The 20,927-nt window shown below is 44.2% G+C and carries 20 protein-coding genes; 19 read left to right on the plus strand and 1 reads right to left on the minus strand.

Features of this window, described 5'->3' with window-relative positions; genetic code table 11:
- Positions 1–73: 73 nt before the first annotated feature.
- The gene (locus G4407_RS00880) at positions 74–715 is read right to left on the minus strand and encodes a GDSL-type esterase/lipase family protein (protein ID WP_173687386.1); all 642 of its coding nucleotides are present in this window, start codon (positions 713–715) and stop codon (positions 74–76) included.
- Between the two features lie 195 nt (positions 716–910).
- Between G4407_RS00880 and G4407_RS00885 the strand changes: the two genes are divergently transcribed.
- The 19 genes from G4407_RS00885 to G4407_RS00975 all read left to right on the plus strand — a co-directional run bounded on the left by G4407_RS00885 (position 911) and on the right by G4407_RS00975 (position 20,673).
- On the plus strand, positions 911–1,477 hold the full coding sequence (locus tag G4407_RS00885) for a chromate transporter (RefSeq protein WP_173687387.1): 567 nt from the start codon (positions 911–913) through the stop codon (positions 1,475–1,477).
- Complete coding sequence (locus G4407_RS00890; protein ID WP_173687388.1) at positions 1,474–2,040, plus strand: chromate transporter; 567 nt, start codon at positions 1,474–1,476, stop codon at positions 2,038–2,040. The genes G4407_RS00885 and G4407_RS00890 overlap by 4 nt, the downstream gene beginning before the upstream one ends.
- A gap of 38 nt (positions 2,041–2,078) precedes the next feature.
- Positions 2,079–2,558 (plus strand): NADAR family protein, encoded by a 480-nt coding sequence (locus G4407_RS00895; protein WP_173687389.1) that lies wholly within the window; start codon positions 2,079–2,081, stop codon positions 2,556–2,558.
- A gap of 63 nt (positions 2,559–2,621) precedes the next feature.
- Positions 2,622–2,840 carry a DUF3791 domain-containing protein gene (locus tag G4407_RS00900; RefSeq protein WP_173687390.1) on the plus strand — a complete coding sequence of 73 codons (219 nt, stop codon included), beginning with the start codon at positions 2,622–2,624 and terminating at the stop codon, positions 2,838–2,840.
- Positions 2,837–3,358, plus strand: coding sequence for a DUF3990 domain-containing protein (locus tag G4407_RS00905; protein ID WP_173687391.1), 522 nt, complete (start codon positions 2,837–2,839; stop codon positions 3,356–3,358). Before G4407_RS00900 ends, G4407_RS00905 begins: the two co-directional genes overlap by 4 nt.
- Before the next feature lie 43 nt (positions 3,359–3,401).
- The gene (locus G4407_RS00910; protein WP_243259238.1) at positions 3,402–3,581 is read left to right on the plus strand and encodes a hypothetical protein; all 180 of its coding nucleotides are present in this window, start codon (positions 3,402–3,404) and stop codon (positions 3,579–3,581) included.
- A gap of 124 nt (positions 3,582–3,705) precedes the next feature.
- Positions 3,706–5,388, plus strand: coding sequence for a phospho-sugar mutase (locus G4407_RS00915; RefSeq protein ID WP_117834946.1), 1,683 nt, complete (start codon positions 3,706–3,708; stop codon positions 5,386–5,388).
- 442 nt (positions 5,389–5,830) lie between these two features.
- Entirely contained in the window at positions 5,831–6,394 is a 564-nt protein-coding gene (locus tag G4407_RS00920) for a manganese efflux pump MntP (protein WP_173687393.1), read from the plus strand.
- Between the two features lie 113 nt (positions 6,395–6,507).
- Entirely contained in the window at positions 6,508–7,188 is a 681-nt protein-coding gene (locus tag G4407_RS00925) for a response regulator transcription factor (RefSeq protein WP_022220129.1), read from the plus strand.
- A complete protein-coding gene (locus tag G4407_RS00930; protein ID WP_173687394.1) occupies positions 7,185–8,645 on the plus strand; it encodes a HAMP domain-containing sensor histidine kinase in 1,461 nt (486 codons plus the stop codon). The genes G4407_RS00925 and G4407_RS00930 overlap by 4 nt, the downstream gene beginning before the upstream one ends.
- 142 nt (positions 8,646–8,787) lie before the next feature.
- Entirely contained in the window at positions 8,788–9,393 is a 606-nt protein-coding gene (gene hisH / locus G4407_RS00935; protein ID WP_173687395.1) for an imidazole glycerol phosphate synthase subunit HisH, read from the plus strand.
- Between the two features lie 11 nt (positions 9,394–9,404).
- Complete coding sequence (hisF, locus tag G4407_RS00940) at positions 9,405–10,169, plus strand: imidazole glycerol phosphate synthase subunit HisF (protein ID WP_117823503.1); 765 nt, start codon at positions 9,405–9,407, stop codon at positions 10,167–10,169.
- 16 nt (positions 10,170–10,185) lie between these two features.
- On the plus strand, positions 10,186–10,860 hold the full coding sequence (locus tag G4407_RS00945; RefSeq protein ID WP_173687396.1) for a uracil-DNA glycosylase: 675 nt from the start codon (positions 10,186–10,188) through the stop codon (positions 10,858–10,860).
- A 300-nt stretch (positions 10,861–11,160) separates the two neighbouring features.
- Positions 11,161–11,520, plus strand: coding sequence for an ArsR/SmtB family transcription factor (locus tag G4407_RS00950; protein WP_173687397.1), 360 nt, complete (start codon positions 11,161–11,163; stop codon positions 11,518–11,520).
- A gap of 39 nt (positions 11,521–11,559) precedes the next feature.
- The gene (locus G4407_RS00955; protein ID WP_173687398.1) at positions 11,560–12,114 is read left to right on the plus strand and encodes a tetratricopeptide repeat protein; all 555 of its coding nucleotides are present in this window, start codon (positions 11,560–11,562) and stop codon (positions 12,112–12,114) included.
- A 60-nt stretch (positions 12,115–12,174) separates the two neighbouring features.
- Complete coding sequence (hflX, locus tag G4407_RS00960; protein ID WP_022220997.1) at positions 12,175–13,416, plus strand: GTPase HflX; 1,242 nt, start codon at positions 12,175–12,177, stop codon at positions 13,414–13,416.
- A gap of 3 nt (positions 13,417–13,419) precedes the next feature.
- A complete protein-coding gene (gene addB / locus G4407_RS00965; protein WP_173687399.1) occupies positions 13,420–16,773 on the plus strand; it encodes a helicase-exonuclease AddAB subunit AddB in 3,354 nt (1,117 codons plus the stop codon).
- The gene (addA, locus tag G4407_RS00970) at positions 16,764–20,408 is read left to right on the plus strand and encodes a helicase-exonuclease AddAB subunit AddA (RefSeq protein ID WP_173687400.1); all 3,645 of its coding nucleotides are present in this window, start codon (positions 16,764–16,766) and stop codon (positions 20,406–20,408) included. The genes addB and addA overlap by 10 nt, the downstream gene beginning before the upstream one ends.
- A complete protein-coding gene (locus tag G4407_RS00975) occupies positions 20,401–20,673 on the plus strand; it encodes a DUF1294 domain-containing protein (protein ID WP_173687401.1) in 273 nt (90 codons plus the stop codon). The genes addA and G4407_RS00975 overlap by 8 nt, the downstream gene beginning before the upstream one ends.
- Positions 20,674–20,927: the final 254 nt, after the last annotated feature.

Raw genomic sequence — 20,927 nt, forward strand, 5'->3', positions numbered from 1 at the left:
TTGTGATATGCCCCTTTCAGACAACAAGTTTTATTATTTCACTTGTCTGCCTGAGAGGGAGCATATCGGTGATCTATACCGCTTTTTCCAGTTCTTTTTGCATATCGATAATTTTTTCATAGATCGCATTAGCAAGTGCAGCGTGACCGGCCGCGTCCAGATGCTCCCGGTCTGTCGCGCTCGGAGTGGCAAATGCGGAGGCATCCAGAAATGCTGCATGATGCAGAAGTGCCACCTTGTGATATTCTTCTGCAAGTCTTTTAGACACTTCTACAGATTTCTCATCAAATTCCGGATCAAAACCAGGTTCGCCAACACCTTCGCCCAGATGGATCGGTGAAATGACGAGAAAGTCAAATGGCTGGGAAGCATTTTTCCGGGCTTTCTGAATGACCTGTGCAAGTCCTTTGGCAATGGTTCCGGCGGAAGCGTTGTATCTGGATTTGCAGTCGTTGGTCCCAAGCATAAGGATAAGGAGATCGATGGGATTATGCATTTCCATAGTGATGCCGATCAGATCAAGTCCACGGCGTCCCTCACGAAGATCATCCTGAAATACGGTGGTTCTTCCACACAGCCCTTCTTCAATCACGCGGTGGTCAGCACCAAGTTTCTTCTGAAGCAGACTGGTCCAGCGTGTGTCGGTATCAAATCTGCCGGTTCCGTCCGGTTTGTAGCCATATGTGTTTGAATCGCCAAAGCATAAGATGTTCATTTTGTGTCACTCCTTTTATAAACCTACTAAATCGATATGTTATATATGATAAATGGGATTGCTGGAAAAGTCAAGAGGTAAAATTGTATTGGAAAGGTTTTGTAAAATTGTATTGGAAAGGTTTTGAAATTTACCTGGATTTTAATTTACATCTGTATAAAGCAAAGATATACTAATGGGTGGAGGAGAAAAATTATGGAGAATAAAAGAGAAGTTTTGGTTAAACTTTTTCTGTCTACATTATATCTAAGTGCATTTACATTTGGCGGCGGTTATGTGATCGTCACGCTGATGAAGAAAAAGTTTGTGGATGATTATCATTGGATTGAAGAGAATGAAATGCTGGATCTGGTGGCAATTGCGCAGTCATCACCGGGACCGATTGCGGTAAATGGAGCAATTGTGGTTGGATATAAGCTTGCGGGTTTTACAGGCGCACTGGTTGCAATTATTGGAACGATCATTCCGCCATTTGTGATCATTTCTGTGATATCTGCTTTTTATCATGCATTTCGGGATAATTATCTGGTGAGTCAGATGCTGGAAGGGATGCAGGCAGGTGTCGGAGCTGTGATTGCCTCGGTTACTTATGAAATGGGATGCGGAATCGTAAAAAAGAAAGATAATGTGGCAACGATTGTTATGATTGCAGCATTTATAGCAGCCTGTGTATTGGGAATCAATGTGATTTATATTGTGATTGCAAGTGGAGTTTTTGGTGTAATCCGGACAATCTGGAACAGACGGAGGAAAAGAGTATGATTTATATACAATTATTTTTAAGCTTTTTTCAGATCAGCTTGTTCAGCTTTGGAGGTGGATATGCGGCACTTCCACTGATCCAGGGGCAGGTCGTAAATGTGCATCACTGGCTCAGTATGACGGAATTTACGGATCTGATCACCATTTCCCAGATGACACCGGGACCGATTGCGATCAATGCAGCAACCTTTGTTGGAATGAAACTGACCGGAATGCCGGGAGCGGTTGTGGCTACACTTGGATATATCACACTGTCCTGCGTGATTGTGACGATTATTGCAAAACTGTATTTAAAATACCGGGAAATGGATATGCTGCAGGGAATACTTGGAGGAATCAGACCGGCGGTGGTTGCACTGATCGGTTCGGCGGGGATTTCCATTTTACAGACAGCATTCTGGGGATCTTCCGGGAAAATGGTGATATCTGGTACCAACTGGCTGATGGTTGGGATATTTGTAGTATGTGTGATCTTGCTCAGGAAGGTGAAGATGAATCCAATCTGGGTGATGGTGCTTGCCGGGGTGATGAAAGTTGGCGTGGAGATGGTTTGGAAGATGTAAATCTGGTATGATTGTAGTGAAAGGTTGGGTGAACAGTGATGGAGATTATTTGTTTTCATAATCCAGATGAAGAAAATGGATATTTAGGAAATTGGTATTTATCAGAGTTTGAAGTGGATGGAATTAAATTTTCATCAATGGAACAATTCATGATGTATCGGAAAGCACTTTGTTTTCAGGATGTCGAGACAGCATATAAAATATTGGGTACAGATGATGTGGCAAAAATTAAAAAATTAGGACGGGAAGTTCGTGGATACAATGAAAATGTTTGGAATGGAGTAAGACAGATTATTGTTTACGAAGGACTTAAGGCAAAATTTTCTCAAAATGAAGAATTGAAAGAGAAACTGAGTGCTACAGAAGATGCGGTACTTGCAGAATGTGCAGTAAAAGATCAGATATGGGGAATTGGTCTATCCATGAAAGATGAGAACAGATTTGATATGGATAAGTGGAGAGGTCAGAATTTACTTGGATATGCTTTGATGATGGTGAGAGAACAATTTCATCGGTAAGTGTGATGAAATGTAAAACATTAAGAGTGTCACAAAATTTAATGCCGAAAGGGAGTGGTTTTGATGAGTGAACAGAAAAGAAAAATTGGTTTTACTATTGCATGTGTAAATGAATTTGCCCATAAATATCAGATAAGTAGCAAAGAGGCATTTCAGTATCTTTTCAAGTTTAAAGGAATTGCTTTTATCAAAGAAAATTATGATGTGGAACATACGCTGGACTTTGAAACAATATTAGAAGATTTGGGAATTTTATGCAAAAAAAATGGAGGTACATTATGAGATTGTATCATGGGAGCAATATAGCGATTGATAATATAAATCTGGCAATGTGCAGACCATACAAGGATTTTGGACAGGGATTTTATCTGACAGATATTGAAAAACAGGCTGAAAAAATGGCAATAAGAGTAGCAAGAATTTATGGGGAAAAGCCGATTGTAAATATATATGAAATAGATGATGATTTCAAAGATTTCAAAGATCTCAAAGATCTTAAAATTAAAAATTTCGGGATACAAACAACAGAAGAATGGGCAAGATTTGTAATGAATAATAGGAGCAGAGTATTTACTGATATCAAAAATGTTTTGTGTAATAAAGACAATAAATACGATATTGTTATAGGACCTGTTGCAGATGATAATATGGCTTTACTGTTCCGGCAATATGAGAATGAAATTATAGATTTTGAGACATTGGTAAAAGGAATGATTTATAAAGAAACTTCTTCACAATATTCTTTTCATACAGAAAAAAGTGTGAAACTTTTGCGAAAGGTGATGAGTAAAGATGTGTAAAAAGGATCTGTTAATGGAATATTTGATACAGGATATTGTTGATATGATTAGTACCGATCAAAAAATAGAATATGATGAAGCGATGAATAAATTTTACAATTCAGAGGTCTTCGAAAAACTTACAGATAAAGAAACGGGATTGTATTTGGAAAGCCCGGACTATGTGTACGATTTATTTAAAGATGAAATGAATTTTGGACATATTGTTCAAGCTGAAATTTAACGGTGCTTTAACGGACTTTTCTCGCCCAAATCATTGCGGGTTAGTCAAAGATATGGTATATTTAAAGTATATTTTTGTCAAAATGTACAAAAATAAGAACAAATTATAGTAGGGAGTGGTCAAGATGTATCAGGAAGAGTACAAACGTTGGCTGGAAGCAGATCTGGAAGATGCCGATCTGAGTCCGGAATTAGCGAGAATTGAAGGAAATGACGAAGAGATAAAAGATCGTTTCGCTGTAGCTCTGAAGTTTGGAACAGCAGGACTTCGTGGAGTTCTCGGAGCAGGAACGAACCGTATGAATATTTATGTAGTACGTCAGGCAACACAGGGACTGGCGAACTGGGTTAAGACACAGGGTGGCACACAGACTGTAGCGATCAGCTACGACAGCCGTCTGAAGAGTGATGTATTTGCAAAGACAGCAGCAGGTGTTCTGGCAGCAAACGGAATCAATGTCAGAATCTATGACGCGCTGATGCCGGTACCGGCACTTTCATTTGCGACACGTTATTATAACTGTAATGCAGGTGTTATGGTAACTGCATCCCACAACCCGGCAAAATACAATGGTTACAAAGCATATGGACCGGACGGATGCCAGATGACAGATGATGCAGCAGCAATCGTATATGCTGAGATCCAGAAGACAGATGTCCTCACAGGTGCAAAATACATATCCTTCGCAGAAGGTGTAGAAAAAGGACTGATCCGTTTTGTAGGAGATGACTGCAAGAAGGCACTCTATGAAGCAATTGAATCACGTCAGGTAAGACCGGGACTTTGCAAGACAGCAGGACTGAAACTTGTATACAGCCCGCTCAATGGTTCAGGACTTGTACCGGTAACACAGGTATTAAAAGATATCGGAATCACAGATATCACAATCGTTCCGGAACAGGAATATCCGAATGGATACTTCACAACCTGCAGCTATCCGAACCCGGAAATCTTTGCAGCTCTGGAGCTTGGACTTAACCTTGCAAAAGAGACAGACGCAGATCTGATGCTTGCAACAGACCCGGATGCAGACCGTGTAGGTATCGCAATGAAGTGCCCGGATGGTTCTTACGAACTGGTAAGTGGTAACGAAGTCGGTGTTCTGCTTCTCGATTACATCTGTGCAGGACGTATTGAAAAAGGAACCATGCCTGAGAAAGCAGTTGCTGTAAAATCAATCGTATCTACTCCGCTTGCAGATGCAGTTGCAGAGCATTACGGTGTAGAACTCAGAAGCGTACTTACCGGATTTAAATGGATCGGTGACCAGATCGCACAGCTTGAAGAAGCCGGAGAAGTAGATCGTTTCATCTTCGGATTTGAAGAGAGCTACGGATATCTTGCAGGACCATATGTACGTGACAAAGATGCTGTAATCGGATCTATGCTGATCTGTGAAATGGCAGCTTACTACAGAAGCATCGGAAGCTCACTGAAGCAGAGACTGGAAGAAATTTACGCGCAGTACGGACGTTATCTGAACAAAGTAGACAGCTTTGAATTCCCGGGACTTAGCGGAATGGACAAGATGGCGAGTATCATGGAAAATCTTCGTAAGAATCCGCTCACAGAAGTAGCCGGAATCAAAGTTGCATCTGTTACAGATTACACCAAACCAGAAGAAACCGGACTTCCTTCTGCTAATGTACTGATCTATAAACTGGAAGATGGCGAGACTGTTATTGTTCGTCCTTCAGGAACAGAACCGAAGATTAAGATCTATTACACAACACTTGGAAAAGATCTGGAAGAAGCACAGGCAAAGAAAGACAAATTCGCAGAAGCATTAAAGCCAATCATGGCATAGCGGTCAAAAGCTGATTTTGGAGAATGAGTCTGATCTGAATTTGTAGAGAATCAGACTTGACAGAAAAGAACCTGCCCGATATAATAATTTTTATCGATAAGGGAGTAGTTGGCGCGATGACGTAGCTTTGTCAACATACTGACGGCAATGGCTGTCTGGCATAGCTTTAAATAATGAGACTTATTCGTAGTATTTTTATGCTGCGAATAAGTCTTTTTTTGTGTATACGATGAGCCAGGTGCAGATTTGTGCTTGCACAAGGATCTGCATTTGGCGAATGTACATCATCGAGCTGTTAAGCGAGATGGTGTACAAAGTATACAAATCGAGTAGGAGTCAGCCTGCTCGATTAGATACGATGAGCCAAGTGCAGGCAAAGCACTGCCGCAGACAATTATTTTCACATTGGATAAGATGATTAGCTTTAAAAAGGAGAAAAATTATGGGTTTAATTGAATTGTTTTTGATTGCAGTAGGGCTGTCCATGGATGCATTTGCAGTTTCTGTCTGTAAAGGACTTGCTATGCCGAAGTGCACTTTCAAAAAGGCGGCTATTGTTGGATTATGGTTTGGCGGATTTCAGGCATTGATGCCGGCAATTGGTTATATTTTAGGAGCGCAGTTCCAGGAAGCAATTGCTTCTATAGATCACTGGATCGCATTTGTATTACTTGCGCTGATTGGTGGAAATATGATTCGTGAAGCATTGGGTGATGACGAAGAGGAAGCTGATGCAAGTCTGGATGTGAAGACCATGTTCCTTCTCGCAGTAGCAACCAGCATTGATGCACTCGCTATAGGAATTACCTTTGCATTTCTTAAGGTAAATATCATTCCGGCGGTCTGTTTTATCGGAAGCGTGACCTTCATCATTTCCTTTGCCGGAGTAAAGATTGGTAACGTCTTTGGAGCCCGCTATAAGAACAAAGCCGAAATCGTCGGTGGGGTCATCCTTATTCTTCTTGGTCTGAAGATTTTGTTAGAGCATCTTGGCTTTTTAGGATAAAAATAAATACGAAACTATGATCCTGTTGTTCCTCTTTCACATAAAGAACACAATTATCTGCTATTCTGGTGTATAATTAAAAATAAAGTGATAAAAAGGAGCCCGTGAGAGTTATGGATAAACTGAAAATTCTTGTAGTAGATGATGAAAGCCGTATGCGCAAACTGGTGCGCGATTTCCTGGAAAGAGAAGGATATGCTGTACTCGAAGCAGGAGACGGTATGGAAGCAATGGACATTTTTTATGAGGAAAAAGATATTGCGCTGATCATCCTGGATGTCATGATGCCGCATATGGATGGCTGGCAGACCTGCCGTGAGATCCGTAAAGAATCCAAGGTTCCGATCATTATGCTGACCGCAAGAAGTGAAGAGAGGGACGAGCTTCAGGGATTTGAACTCGGTGTGGATGAGTACATTTCCAAACCGTTCAGCCCGAAGATTCTGGTTGCAAGAGTTACTGCGATTTTGCGCAGAACCAATGCGCTTGCTTCGGATGATCTGCTTCATGCGGACGGAATCGAGATTGATAAAGCAGCACATATGGTGAAGATCGATGGAAAGCCGATCGAACTCAGTTACAAAGAGTTTGAACTTCTGACTTATTTTGTGGAGAATCAGGGGATCGCTTTATCGCGAGAGAAGATTCTTAACAATGTATGGAATTACGATTATTTCGGGGATGCCAGAACCATTGATACCCATGTAAAGAAGCTGAGAAGTAAACTTGGTGATAAAGGAGATTATATCAAGACTATCTGGGGGATGGGGTATAAATTCGAGGTACAGTCATGAAACATTCAATAAAAAGACAGATGCTGACCGTTTTTGTAGGTTTGATTCTGTTTATGATCGTTGTATTTATGATCGTCAACGGAAGCTTTCTGGAGAAATATTATATTTCCAATAAGAAATCAGAATTTATAAAGGTTTATACAATGGTGCAGGAAGGTGTGGAGAACGGGACAATCAGTTCTGAGACACCGGAAAAAGACCTGGGAAGACTTACAGAGAAAAATAATATTTCCATTGCAGTCATCGATTCAGAATACAATGTGGTTTATACTAATGTAAGAGAAAAACAGATGATGGTCGTACAGCTTTTCGGATATCTGTACGATAAGAATCATCAGGAGGTTCTGGAAAAAACAGACAGTTATGATATCTGCAAGTCTGTTGATCCGCAAAACAATACAGAGTATCTGACTATGTGGGGAAACTTTGACAATGGTGATATTTTTATCATGCGAAGCCCACTGGAGAGTATTCGTTCGGCAGTCACGATTTTTAACAGATTTATCGGAGTCGTCGGCGGATGTGTGATTCTTGTGAGTGTATTGCTTGCGTGGTATTTCTCAAAAAGGATCACGGAGCCGATCAAGGAGCTTGCAACACTTTCACAGAAGATGGCCGATCTGGATTTTGATGCAAAATATACCAGTGGCGGAAGCAACGAAATCGGTGTACTGGGAGAGAACTTTAATCGGATGTCAGAGAGGCTTGAGCAGACGATTTCCAATCTGAAAGAAGCCAACTATAAATTGCAGAAAGACATCGAGCAGAAAGAAAAACGAGAAAATATGCGAAGCGAATTCCTGGGGAATGTTTCCCATGAACTGAAGACGCCGATTGCCCTGATCCAGGGATATGCAGAAGGTCTGAAAGAAGGCGTCAATGATGATCCGGAGAGCCGGGAATTCTACTGTGAAGTCATTATGGACGAGGCAGGCAAGATGAACCGTATGGTGAAGAATCTGCTTGCCCTGAACCAGCTGGAATTTGGCGAGGATGATGTACAGTTTGAACGGTTTGATATTACTTCATTGATTTCGGGTGTCCTGCAGAGTCTGGATATTCTGATCGAGCAGAAGGAAGCGCAGGTGATTTTCCGACACAAGAACCCGATTTATGTCTGGGCAGATGAGTTTAAGGTTGAGCAGGTTGTCCGGAACTATGTCAATAATGCCCTGAACCATGTTGATGGTGAGAAGGTGATCGAGATCAAGATCACCCAGGAAAATGATGTGGCAAAAATTACCGTATTCAATACCGGAACGCCGATTCCGGAGGAAGATCTGCCACATATCTGGGAGAAATTCTATAAGGTCGATAAGGCAAGAACCAGAGAATACGGTGGAAATGGTATCGGGCTTTCCATTGTGAAAGCGATCATGGACTCCTTTGGAAAAGGATACGGTGCGATCAATCATACCAATGGGGTTGAGTTCTGGTTTGAACTGGACATGAAATAAACGCGAATCTTGCAATTCACACTGTAACGTGGTACATTATAAAAGAGCTGATTGCTGACTGACACAGGGAAGAAGATTGTGCAATGAGCGGCAAAAGCTCTTTTGAATAACTAAAAGAATATAAAATCGTGAGGGTATGCGGATGATAGCGATTATTGATTATGATGCAGGAAACATTAAAAGTGTAGAAAAAGCGTTAAAATATCTCGGTGAGGATGCGGTTATCACAAGGGACAGAGAAGAAATACTTTCTGCCGATAAAGTGATCCTTCCGGGAGTCGGCGCATTTGGCGATGCCATGTATAATCTGAAAAAATATAGACTGGATGAAGTGCTTCGTGAAGTAGCAAAGAGACAGATCCCGCTTCTTGGAATCTGTCTTGGGCTTCAGCTTTTGTTTGAAAGAAGTGACGAGACGCCAGGTGTGGAAGGCCTTGGTATTCTAAAAGGAGAGATCCTTAGAATTCCGGACTGTCCGGGCCTTAAGATCCCGCATATGGGATGGAATTCACTGAAACTCCAGAACAATGGTCGGCTGTTTGAGAATCTTCCGGAAGAGCCGTATGTATATTTTGTTCATTCCTACTATTTAAAAGCAGCAGATGAAAGTATTGTAAAAGCGACAACCGAGTACAGCACACATATTCATGCTTCGGTTGAACAGGGGAATGTATTTGCCTGCCAGTTCCATCCGGAAAAGAGCAGTGATACAGGACTTCAGATACTGAAAAATTTTGTAGAATTGTAGGAGGGCAGGCAGTGTTTACAAAGAGAATTATCCCATGCCTTGATGTGAAGAACGGACGGGTTGTAAAAGGTGTGAATTTTGTGGATCTCAAAGATGCAGGAGATCCGGTTGAGATTGCGAAGGCTTATGATAAGGCAGGTGCGGATGAACTGGTATTTCTGGATATCACGGCATCTTCGGACGACAGAAGCACGGTGGTTGACATGGTGCGTAAAGTTGCGGAGTGTGTGTTTATTCCATTTACGGTAGGTGGTGGAATCCGGACCGTTGACGATTTTAAGGCATTGCTCCGGGAAGGTGCGGACAAGATTTCCATCAATTCTTCTGCGATCAACCGACCGGAACTGATCCGGGAAGCAGCAGAGAAGTTTGGAAGCCAGTGCGTGGTTGTCGCGATTGATGCGAAAAGAAGGGCAGACGGCAGCGGTTGGAATATTTATAAAAATGGCGGACGCATTGATATGGGGATTGATGCGGTCGAGTGGGCGAAGAAAGTAGAAGCGCTTGGTGCAGGAGAGATTCTTTTGACCAGTATGGACTGTGACGGCACGAAGGCCGGATACGATCTGGAGCTGACAAGGACGATCGCGGAAAATGTATCAATTCCAGTGATCGCATCTGGAGGAGCAGGTAATCTGGAGCATTTCTACGAAGCACTTGGTGAAGAGGGAAAGGCAGACGCGGCGCTTGCGGCATCCCTGTTCCACTATAAAGAGCTGGAGATCAGAGAAGTAAAAGAATATTTGAGAGAAAAAGGCGTATCGGTACGTCTGTAGAGAAAAGGTGGGGAATATGGCAGCAATTAACAATGACTGGCTGGATGTACTGAAAGGTGAATTTTCCAAGCCATACTATAAGAAACTGTTTGAGACAGTGAATCAGGAATACCGTACACACCGGGTATATCCTCCGGCAGATGACATTTTCAATGCATTTCATCTGACACCGCTTAAGGATGTCAAGGTTGTGATCCTCGGTCAGGATCCATATCATGGAGATGGACAGGCAGAGGGCTTAAGCTTTTCTGTAAAACCAGGGGTTGATATTCCACCGTCACTGGTGAATATTTATCAGGAACTGCATGATGATCTGGGATGTACGATCCCAAGCCATGGCAATCTGGTGAAATGGGCGAAGCAGGGAGTACTTCTTCTCAACACGGTTCTTACGGTAAGAGCGCATCAGGCTAATTCACATCGTGGAATTGGCTGGGAAGAATTTACAGATGCAGCAATCCGTGTACTTAATACTCAGGACAGACCAATCGTATTTATCCTGTGGGGAAGACCGGCACAGATGAAAAAGAGAATGCTGACCAATCCGAACCATCTGATCCTGGAAGCACCGCATCCGAGTCCGCTTTCTGCGTATCGTGGATTTTTCGGAAGCAAACCGTTCAGCCAGACCAATAAATTCCTTGAGGCGCATGGTGTAGAGCCGATTGACTGGCAGATTGATGAACTGTAAAGAATAAAAATAGAGATTTCGGGCAGACTGTGAAGATTTATTTGCAGTCTGTTTGTTTCTGTTCACTCCCGTGTCAATCACTACGCTGATTGGCACGGAGGATGCACTTTTATCCTGAATGGCATCTCGCCCATCGCCAAAGGCGATTTAAAATGGCGAGATGCGTTGCTGGTCACAGGTACTGTGAACAGTAACGTCTGTTTTTACTTTGCATGCCGGAATCAATGGAAACAGTTGACCGTAAAGAGATCATTTGGCATAATAGATATATGAATACTTGTTCATATGAAAGGGGTAACTATGAAAAAGACAGAAGTAGAATGTTGTGATACATTTTGTATACACGAAGAACTTGTACATAAGGCAGAGGGGCATATACCGGATGAAGAAGTTTTGAAGGACCTTGCTGATTTTTTTAAGGTATTTGCGGATACTACACGGATCCGGATCTTATGTGTTCTTTTTCAGTCTGAGATGTGTGTTTGTGATCTGGCGGAAGTTCTTGGAATGACGCAGTCCGCGATTTCCCATCAGCTCCGGTTGCTCAAGCAGATGAAGCTTGTGAAGAACAGGCGGGAAGGAAAAACGGTGTTCTATTCCCTTGCTGATGATCATATCCAGACCATCATGAACCAGGGAATGGAACATATTCTGGAATAACAGACGATATATCAATATAGAAGGAAGGAAACGATAACAGTGACAGCAGGAAGAAAGAAAAAGGTAATCATAGGGATCCTTGTGGCACTTTGTATGACAGTAACGGGATGCGCCGGTTCCGTAAAAAAAGGAACGAAGTATCTGGAAGAAAAAGACTATAAAAATGCAGAGGTGGAATTCCAGGATGCGGTAGACAAAAAGAAGAATCTGGGAGAGGCTTATCGCGGACTCGGACTCTGCTACTGGGAACAGAAAAAGTATGAAAAGGCAGAGAAGGCACTGGAAAAAGCACTGAAGAATGGAACGGAAGAGACGGCAACTCTTTATAATATTCTGGGAATCTGCGATCTGGAACTGGATAAACCGGAAAAAGCAGTTTATTATTTTGAAAATGGGCAGGAGCTTTCTGGCGCAGGAAAAGAGCTGCTAAAAGAAATGGCATATAATCTGGTAGTTGCCTATGAAAAAGCAGGGGATTACCAGACTGCAAAAAAGAAGCTGGAAAGTTATCTGAAAGCAAATCCGGATGACAAAAAAGCGCTGAAAGAGCAGGAATTTTTAAATACACAGATTTCGGAAGGAAATCAGCAGTAGAGCGGATCGGATGAGCAGAGCTGATGCGGGATGGAAAGAAATCTGGCAGGGGAGAATAATATGGCACTTTATGAAATAAAAGAAGAAAAGGAAAGGGTAATTCTGGTCGGTGTCAGTACGAGGGAGAATGATGACACGGAAGATTCTCTGGATGAGTTAAAGGATCTGGTGAAGACAGCAGGTGCGGAAGCGGTCGGACGGGTGATCCAGAAAAGAGAGCTTGTCCATCCGGGAACTTATGTCGGAAAAGGCAAGATTGAGGAGATCCGGGAACTTTTGTGGGAGCTTGACGCAACCGGGATCGTCTGTGATGATGAGCTGTCTCCGGCACAGATGAACAATCTGACGGATATTCTGGATGTGAAGGTAATGGACCGGACGATGGTCATTCTGGATATTTTTGCAGGACGGGCTTCTACAAGTGAAGGAAAGATCCAGGTAGAACTGGCACAGCTTAAGTACCGGCAGTCACAGCTTACCGGGGCAGGAAGGGCGATGTCACGTCTGGGAGGCGGAATCGGAACCAGAGGACCGGGAGAAAAGAAGCTGGAGATGGACCGGAGACTCATCAAGAACCGGATCGCACAGCTGAACCGTGAACTCAGGGAGGTGAAGAGACACCGGGAACTGACACGCGAACAGCGGACGAAGAACCGGATTCCTGTCGTGGCAATTGTCGGTTATACCAATGCCGGAAAGTCCACGCTTCTCAACACACTGACCGGAGCCGGTGTGCTGCAGGAGGATCAGCTTTTTGCAACTCTTGATCCGACGACAAGAAGCCGGAAGCTGCCAAGTGGACAGGAGATTCTTCTGACAGATACGGTAGGCTTTATTCGGAAGCTGCCTCATCATCTGATCGATGCATTTAAAAGTACGCTGGAAGAAGCGAAGTATGCGGATCTGATCCTGCATGTAGTCGATGCATCCAATCCACAGATGGACGAGCAGATGTATGTGGTGTATGAGACACTGCAGCGTCTGGAGGCAATGGACAAACCGGTGGTCACGGCATTTAACAAGATGGACAGGATCGGGGAGAGCCTGACGGTACGGGACTTTAAGGCAGACCGGATCGTACAGGTGTCTGCAAAGACCGGAGAAGGTCTGGAAGCACTTCTTCAGGCAATAGAAGAGATCCTGCGGGAGCAGAAAATTTATATCGAACGAGTTTATTCTTATCAGGAATCCGGGAAAATCCAGCTCATCCGGAAGTATGGAGAACTGCTGGAGGAAGAATACAAAGAAGATGGAATCCATGTATCTGCATACGTGCCGAAAGAGCTTGACGGGAGGGTATAACAGATGGCTTTACAGTTTATTTTTGGAAATCCCGGTTCGGGCAAGTCACATTATCTATATGAACATATCATTCGGGAATCGATGAAACATCCTGATACTAATTATATTATTCTGGTGCCGGAACAGTTCACGATGCAGACGCAGAAGGAACTGGTCCTGCGGCATCCGAGACATGGAATTATGAACATAGACGTGCTGAGCTTTGCACGTCTTGCTTTTCGTGTTCTGGAAGAAACAGGGAATGGAAGCAGGGAGATTCTGGATGATGAAGGAAAGAATCTGATCCTCAGGCGACTCGCGGGGAAAAAAGAAGATTCGCTAAAGGTTTTAAAAGGAAATATTAAAAAGCCAGGTTACATCAGTGAGGTGAAATCCGTTATTTCCGAGCTGACGCAGTACAATATTTCCCCGGATGGCATGGATGATATGATCACGGAGGCAGATGAGTCTTCGTATCTTGCCTGGAAATTGAAGGATATCCAGGTGATGTATCAGGCATTTGAAGAATATCTTGCAGATAAATATATTACAAAAGAAGAAATTCTGGATATTCTCAGCAGTGTGATGGACAAATCGAGAATGCTGAAAGACAGTGTGATCGCACTGGATGGATTTACCGGGTTTACGCCGCTTCAGAATAAGGTGCTGGGGGAAATGCTGCAGCATTGTCAGAAGGTGATGATTACTGTTACGATGGATAAGAGGGAAGATCCTTACGTGCTGAAAGACAAGTATCAGCTGTTTGCGCTGAGCAAGCAGATGGTGACGTCTCTTGTGAGGATTGCAGGGGAGAAAAAGGTGCTGGTCGAAGAGCCGGTCTGTCTGTACCAGGAACCGGTCTGGCGTTTTAGAAATGCACCGGCACTTGCATTTCTGGAGAAGGAACTGTTCCGTTACAGTGGCAGGACTTACAGGGAAAAGCAGTCAAATGTGCGGATTTATGCAGCGACAAATCCCAGGATGGAAGTAGAATGTGCTGCCCAGAGGATACGTTTTTTAATTCGTAAGAAAGAATATCGTTACCGGGAGATCGCGGTGATCGCAAGTGACATGAATCTCTATGCGGATGAGATCGAGAAGACCTTCCGGGAGTATGAGATTCCGGTTTTCATGGATTATAAGCGGAATGTACTTTTAAATTCTTTTGTGGAGTATATCCGGAGTCTTCTTGCGATGACAGAACAGAATTTTTCGGCAGAAAGTGTGTTTCGTTTCTTAAGAACGGATCTGACCGGATTTACCGGTGAGGAACTGGATCTTCTGGAAAATTATGTACTTGCTCTTGGCATCCGTGGCTACAAAAAATGGCAGGAAAAATGGATCCGCAGAGCGAAGGATACGACAGAGGAAGATTTGGAGGTACTGAATCATCTCCGGGTACGCTTTGTGGAAAAAACAGAAGATCTGGTGTTTGTCTTAAAGCAGCGTCAGAAGACAGTGCGGGATGTGACGCTTGCAATCTGTGAATTTCTGGAAAAAGAAGAAATCCAGAAGCAGGTAAAAGTATTGGAGAATCAATTTACAGAAGCAGGTGAGCTTGCACTTGCAAAAGAATATGCACAGATCTATCGTGTGGTGATGGAGCTGTTTGACAAGTTTGTAAGTCTTCTTGGAGATGAGCGGATTGCCCTCAAAGAGTACAGGGAGCTTCTGGACGCCGGAATGGAAGAGGCAAGGATCGGTGTGATTCCGCCAAGTCTGGATGAAGTGATGGCAGGAGATATTGAGCGAACGAGACTGAAAGATATCCGGGCGCTGATCCTTCTGGGAGTTAATGATTCTCTGATTCCGGGAAATGCATCCGCAGGTGGACTGATTTCAGACAGAGACCGGGAGCGTTTTGAAGAAAGAGGAATTGCGCTTGCACCGGGAACAAGAGAAAAAAGTTACATCCAGAAATTTTATCTTTATCTGCACATGACAAAGCCGACGGAAGAACTGATGCTGACCTACAGTAAAGTATCGGCCGATGGAAAGAGCAGGAGGGCGGCATATCTGATCGGGGATCTGAAGCGGATGTATACAAAGCTTCCTGTATTTAATATGGATCAGTATGGGATGGAGACGAAAGAAATGCTTCCACAGACCGGGATCGGGCCATTGATCGAAGGATTACAGAACCCGAAAAAGATGGAGGAAGGCAGCTGGCAGGAGCTGTACCGTTGGTATTGTGCGCAGGAGGACTGGAGCGAAAAGGTGCATGATCTGGCAAGAATCAGCAGATACCGCAGACCGGAGGACGATCTGACTTTGCAGACCGCGCGGAAGCTTTATGGAGACTGGGTACCGAGCATTTCAAGACTGGAGAAATTTGCTGCCTGTGCCTGTGCGCATTTTCTGACCTATGGACTTCGCCTTAAGGAGAGAGAGGTCTATGAATTTGCTGCTCTTGATTTTGGAAATATTTTTCATAAAGCACTGGAAAAATATGCCTGCCGGGTAGAACGGGAAAGTCTGGAATGGGCTGAGGTTACAAAGGAGCAGCAGGAACAGTTTGCTTCGGAAAGCGTGGACGAGAGCATCGTAGATTACAGCAATACCGTAATCTACAGCAGTGCACGGAATGCGTATATCGTGCCACGTATGAAACGTATGATGAACCGGACGGTCTGGGCGATGACAAAGCAGCTTCGGAAGGGAAGCTTTAAACCGGAGGGCTATGAGGTAAGCTTTGGAAGCGGAAAGATTGACAGGATCGATACCTGTGAGACGGAAGATCAGGTCTATGTGAAGATCCTGGATTATAAAACCGGGGCAAAGAGTTTTGATATGGCAGCTTTTTATCATGGTCTGCAGATGCAGCTGGTGGTGTATATGGAAGAAGCAGTCCGGCTGGAGGAAAGAAAGCATCCGGGTAAAAAGATCGTGCCGGCAGGCATTTTCTACTATCGGATGAAGGATCCGATCGTCGGGAAAGAGCTGGATGAAGAAAAACTGGAAGAGGCAATTTTAAAGGAGCTTCGGCTGGATGGAATCATCCGTCAGGAGGATGCAGTGATTCAGAGACTGGATGCGGATTTTTCGGGGAATTCGCTTGTGATTCCGGTCGGAAAGACGAAAAGCGGATATTCCAAAGCATCCAAAATGCTCCTACCGGAAGAGTTTGATGCAGTGCTGACTTATGCACAGAAAAGACGGACTGATCTGCAGGGGGCAATGTACCGCGGAAAGGCGGAGGCACTGCCGTATGAGATGGGTACGCAAAATGGCTGTACGTATTGCCCATACCGGGATATCTGCGGATTTGATGAGCAGATCGAAGGATATGAATACCGGAAGCTGGAGAAGCTTCCGAAGGAAATTGTAATGGAGAAAATTATGGCGAAGCTGGAAGAGGAGAAGCAGACATGGGAGTAAAATGGACCGAAGAACAGCAGCAGGTGATCGACCTGCGAGATCATAATATTCTGGTGTCAGCGGCCGCAGGTTCCGGGAAAACTGCCGTTCTGGTGGAGCGGATTATTGCGCGACTGACAAGGGATGCAAATCCGGTGGATGTCGACCATATGCTGATCGTGACCTACACTGAGGCGGCGGCAGCTGAGATGAAAGAAAGGATCGGTGCTGCGATTGAGAAGGAGCTGGAGGAGGATCCGTCAAGTGAACATCTGAAGCGGCAGTCTGCCTTGATCCATACAGCAAAGATTACAACGATCCACAGCTTCTGCCTGTCTGTGATCCGGGAGTATTTTCACACGATCGATCTGGACCCGGGCTTCCGTATCGCGGAAGAAGGAGAATTAAAGCTTTTGAAGCAGGACGTGATGAAAGAGCTTCTGGAAGCAAAATATGAAGAAGGAAACGAGGATTTCCTGCGTTTTGTGGAGACTTTTGCAACCGGAAGGGAGGACCTGCAGCTGGAAGAAATCATCAGCAGACTGTATGAATTTGCCGGAAGTTATCCGGACCCGGAGGAGTGGCTGGATGACTGTGCAAGGATGTACGAAGAGAGTGGGGAAAATGCCACCTATATCGAAAAGGTGATGGAGTATATCCGGAGAACAGTTGCGGATGTGCAGATGCTGATGGAAAAAGCGGATCAGATCTGCATGGACCCGGACGGACCGTATATGTATGGAGAAATGCTGGAAGCGGATCAGAAAGTTCTGAGAAAGCTTTTTACGGCAAAGAGCTATGAAGAAATGTATGAGGCATTGAAAGAAAAGCCGGCATGGAAAACTTTGTCCAGAAAGAAAGATGACGCAGTAGATCCGACAAAAAGAGAGCAGGTAAGAGCTTATCGGGATACCTGGAAGAAACTTACCGATGACATTCGAAACAATTATTTTTTCCAGCCGCCGTCTGAGATGGAAGCAGACCGGAAAATCTGCATTCCGGTCATGCATGAGCTGGTCAGTCTGGTAAAAGAATACCAGAGGGCACTTGCAGCTAAGAAGGCAGAAAAAAATCTGATCGATTTCCGGGATATGGAACAGTTTGCACTGCAGATCCTGACAAGAAAAGAAAACGGAAAAAGAGTGCCTTCTGAGGTGGCAAAAGAGTATCAGAATACCTTTGAAGAAGTAATGATCGATGAATATCAGGACAGTAACCTGATCCAGGAGGCGATCCTGACCAGTGTGTCCCGGATCAGCAGAGGGGAAAATAATCTCTTCATGGTAGGAGATGTGAAGCAGAGCATTTACCGTTTCCGCTTGTCAAGACCGGAGCTTTTCATGGAAAAATTCAATACCTACAGTTTGACGGACGGAGGAAACAGGCGGATCGATCTGCACAAAAATTTCCGAAGCCGGGCAGAAGTGCTGGATGCGGTAAACTTCATTTTCCGACAGATCATGACCGAGGAGCTTGGGAGGATCACATACGATGAGAATGCTGCACTTTATGTGGGAGCTTCTTACCCGGAATCCGAAAAGAATGAGACAGAAATCCTTCTTCTGGATACAAAAAGTGAGGAAGAGGATACCGGGCTTTCTGTGCGAAGCGGAAGCCAGACGGCAAAAGAGCTGGAAGTCCGTCTGATCGCACAAAGAATCGGAGAGCTGATGGAAAGTCAGCAGATTGTAGATAAAGAAACGGGAATGTTGCGACCGGTACGCTATCAGGATATTGTAATCCTGACAAGAAGTCCTGCAGGGTGGACAGATACTGTTACACGAATTTTGCAGGAGGAGGGAATACCGGTTCTGGCTGAATCTGCAGATGGGTATTTTGAAACTCTGGAAATTGGATGGATGATGGACTATCTGCGTGTACTTGACAATTTTCGGCAGGATATTCCACTCGTTGCAGTGCTGAAATCCCCGTTTGGAAAAATGACAAATGAAGAACTGGCACAGATCAGAGAATTGAATGCAGAAGTACCATTTTATCAGAATGTACTGGAAACAGCGGATCCGGAAAAAAAGACCGATCTTCCGGCGGGCATTCTGAAAAAGGTGCGCGATGTATTTGGATGGCTTTTTTATTTCCGGGAGCGGATACCGTACACGGCAATCCATGATCTTCTGTGGGAGATCGTGAAAAAGACAGGATACCGGGAGTATATCGCAGCAATGCCAGGCGGAAAAGGAAGACGCGCGAATCTGGATATGCTGATCACCAGGGCAAAGGCATTTGAGGCAACCAGCTATAAGGGACTGTATCATTTTGTCCGTTATATTGATCAGCTCAAGAAATATAATGTAGACTTTGGAGAAGCCGGGCTTTACGATGAGCAGACGGATGCAGTTCGTCTGATGAGTATCCATAAGAGTAAAGGACTGGAATTCCCGGTTGTGATCGTGGCCGGAATGGGAAAGAGGTTCAACATTCAGGATACCACGGCAAGCGTCGTGATCCATCCGGATCTGGGACTTGGAATCGATGCGATCGATCTGGAGCGGCGAACAAAATCTCCGACACTCTTAAAGAAAGTTATTCAAAATGAAATCGGTCTGGAAAATCTTGGTGAGGAGCTTCGTGTGCTTTATGTAGCACTTACGCGTGCGAAGGAAAAACTGATCCTTACCGGAACAGTTCCACATGCGGCAGACAAGCTGGAAGCCTGTCTGCTGGAACAGGAGAACAGTAAAAAAGAAACTTTGGACTTTACAAAACTTGCACATGCAACGTCTTATTATGACTGGATCCTTCCGGCAGCAGTGCGTAAAACAGAAGAAGTTCCGATCGAATTAAAAGTGATTGGTGTTGATACACTTGTAGAAGGTGAAGTGGATAAGGAAGCAGCAGACTATCTGGAAAAAGAGGTGTTCCTTGAAAAAATAGAGGCAGAAGAACATCCGATGGCTGTGACGGATGAACGTTTTCGGGCAAAAATCGAGGAAGCATTTTCCTACAGATATCCGTATCAGGGCGAAGAACAGATGAAAATGAAGTACACCGTGTCAGAACTGAAAAAATATGCGGCAGCTTCGGAAGAAGAGGATGGAGAAATGCTGATTCCGGAAGAGGAGATTGTTCCAATCGTTCCGAATTTTATGAAAGAGGAAGAAGAGGTAAAAGGAGCAACAAAAGGAACAGCATATCATAAAGTAATGGAGCTTCTTGACTTTATGAAAATATATACGATGGATTTACTGCGGGAAACCATAGAAGATCTGAAAAATGAAGGTTACCTGGATGCGGAAACAGCCAGATGTATTCAAAAAAAAGAAATTATAGAGTTTCTTAATACGAATGTGGGAAAAAGAATGCAAAATGCAGCCAGGGCAAAAACACTTTACCGTGAGCAGCCGTTTGTTCTCGGTGTAGATGCAAAAGAATTTTATCCGGATCAGAAAAAGGGTGAAATGGTATTGATCCAGGGAATTATTGATGCTTACTTTGAAGAAGACGGAGAAATTATCGTACTTGATTACAAAACCGACCGTGTACAGACCGAGGCTGAATTAAAAGACCGATACCAGGAACAGCTACGCCTTTACACCAAAGCTCTCGAACAGATCACCCGGAAAAAAGTAAAAGAACAGATCATCTACTCCTTCACCCTTTGCAAAGAAATCCACCTGGAGGACTACAAAAATGATTAAAATAATACTCCTGGCATACCTGCTATTGATCAACATCATCACCTACTTCACCTACGCCGCCGATAAAACCAAAGCCCGCCAAAACAAATGGCGAATCCCCGAACGCACCCTCATCCTCCTGGCCCTTCTGGGCGGCTCCCCCGCCGCCCTCCTCGCCATGAAACACTACCACCACAAAACCCGCCACCTGAAATTCAAATTAGGAATCCCTATTATTCTAATCATTCAAATGATAATCATCTTTTTTCTTTACCCAAATATTTAAAATATTTGATCCCCCAGCACAGTCGCCTCACAGGCGCTGTGCGTCCCCTTTATCCAAAACATAATACAAAACGAAACTCTCTCACCCAGGGACGCTGCGCCCCTTTATACAAACTTCCCTCCCCCAAATTTTGCAGTCGTCCCGTCCCCCTTTCACAATCCCTCAAATTTCGCCACAGCATTAGCCCTGGCAGCCCGCCCAAGCGGATGGCTGGGCATTCGATAACCTTGAGCGGCTTGCAGATAGAAATAAAG

Source organism: Allocoprococcus comes (genome assembly GCF_013300725.1).
Classification (GTDB): Bacteria; Bacillota; Clostridia; order Lachnospirales; family Lachnospiraceae; genus Allocoprococcus; species Allocoprococcus comes_A.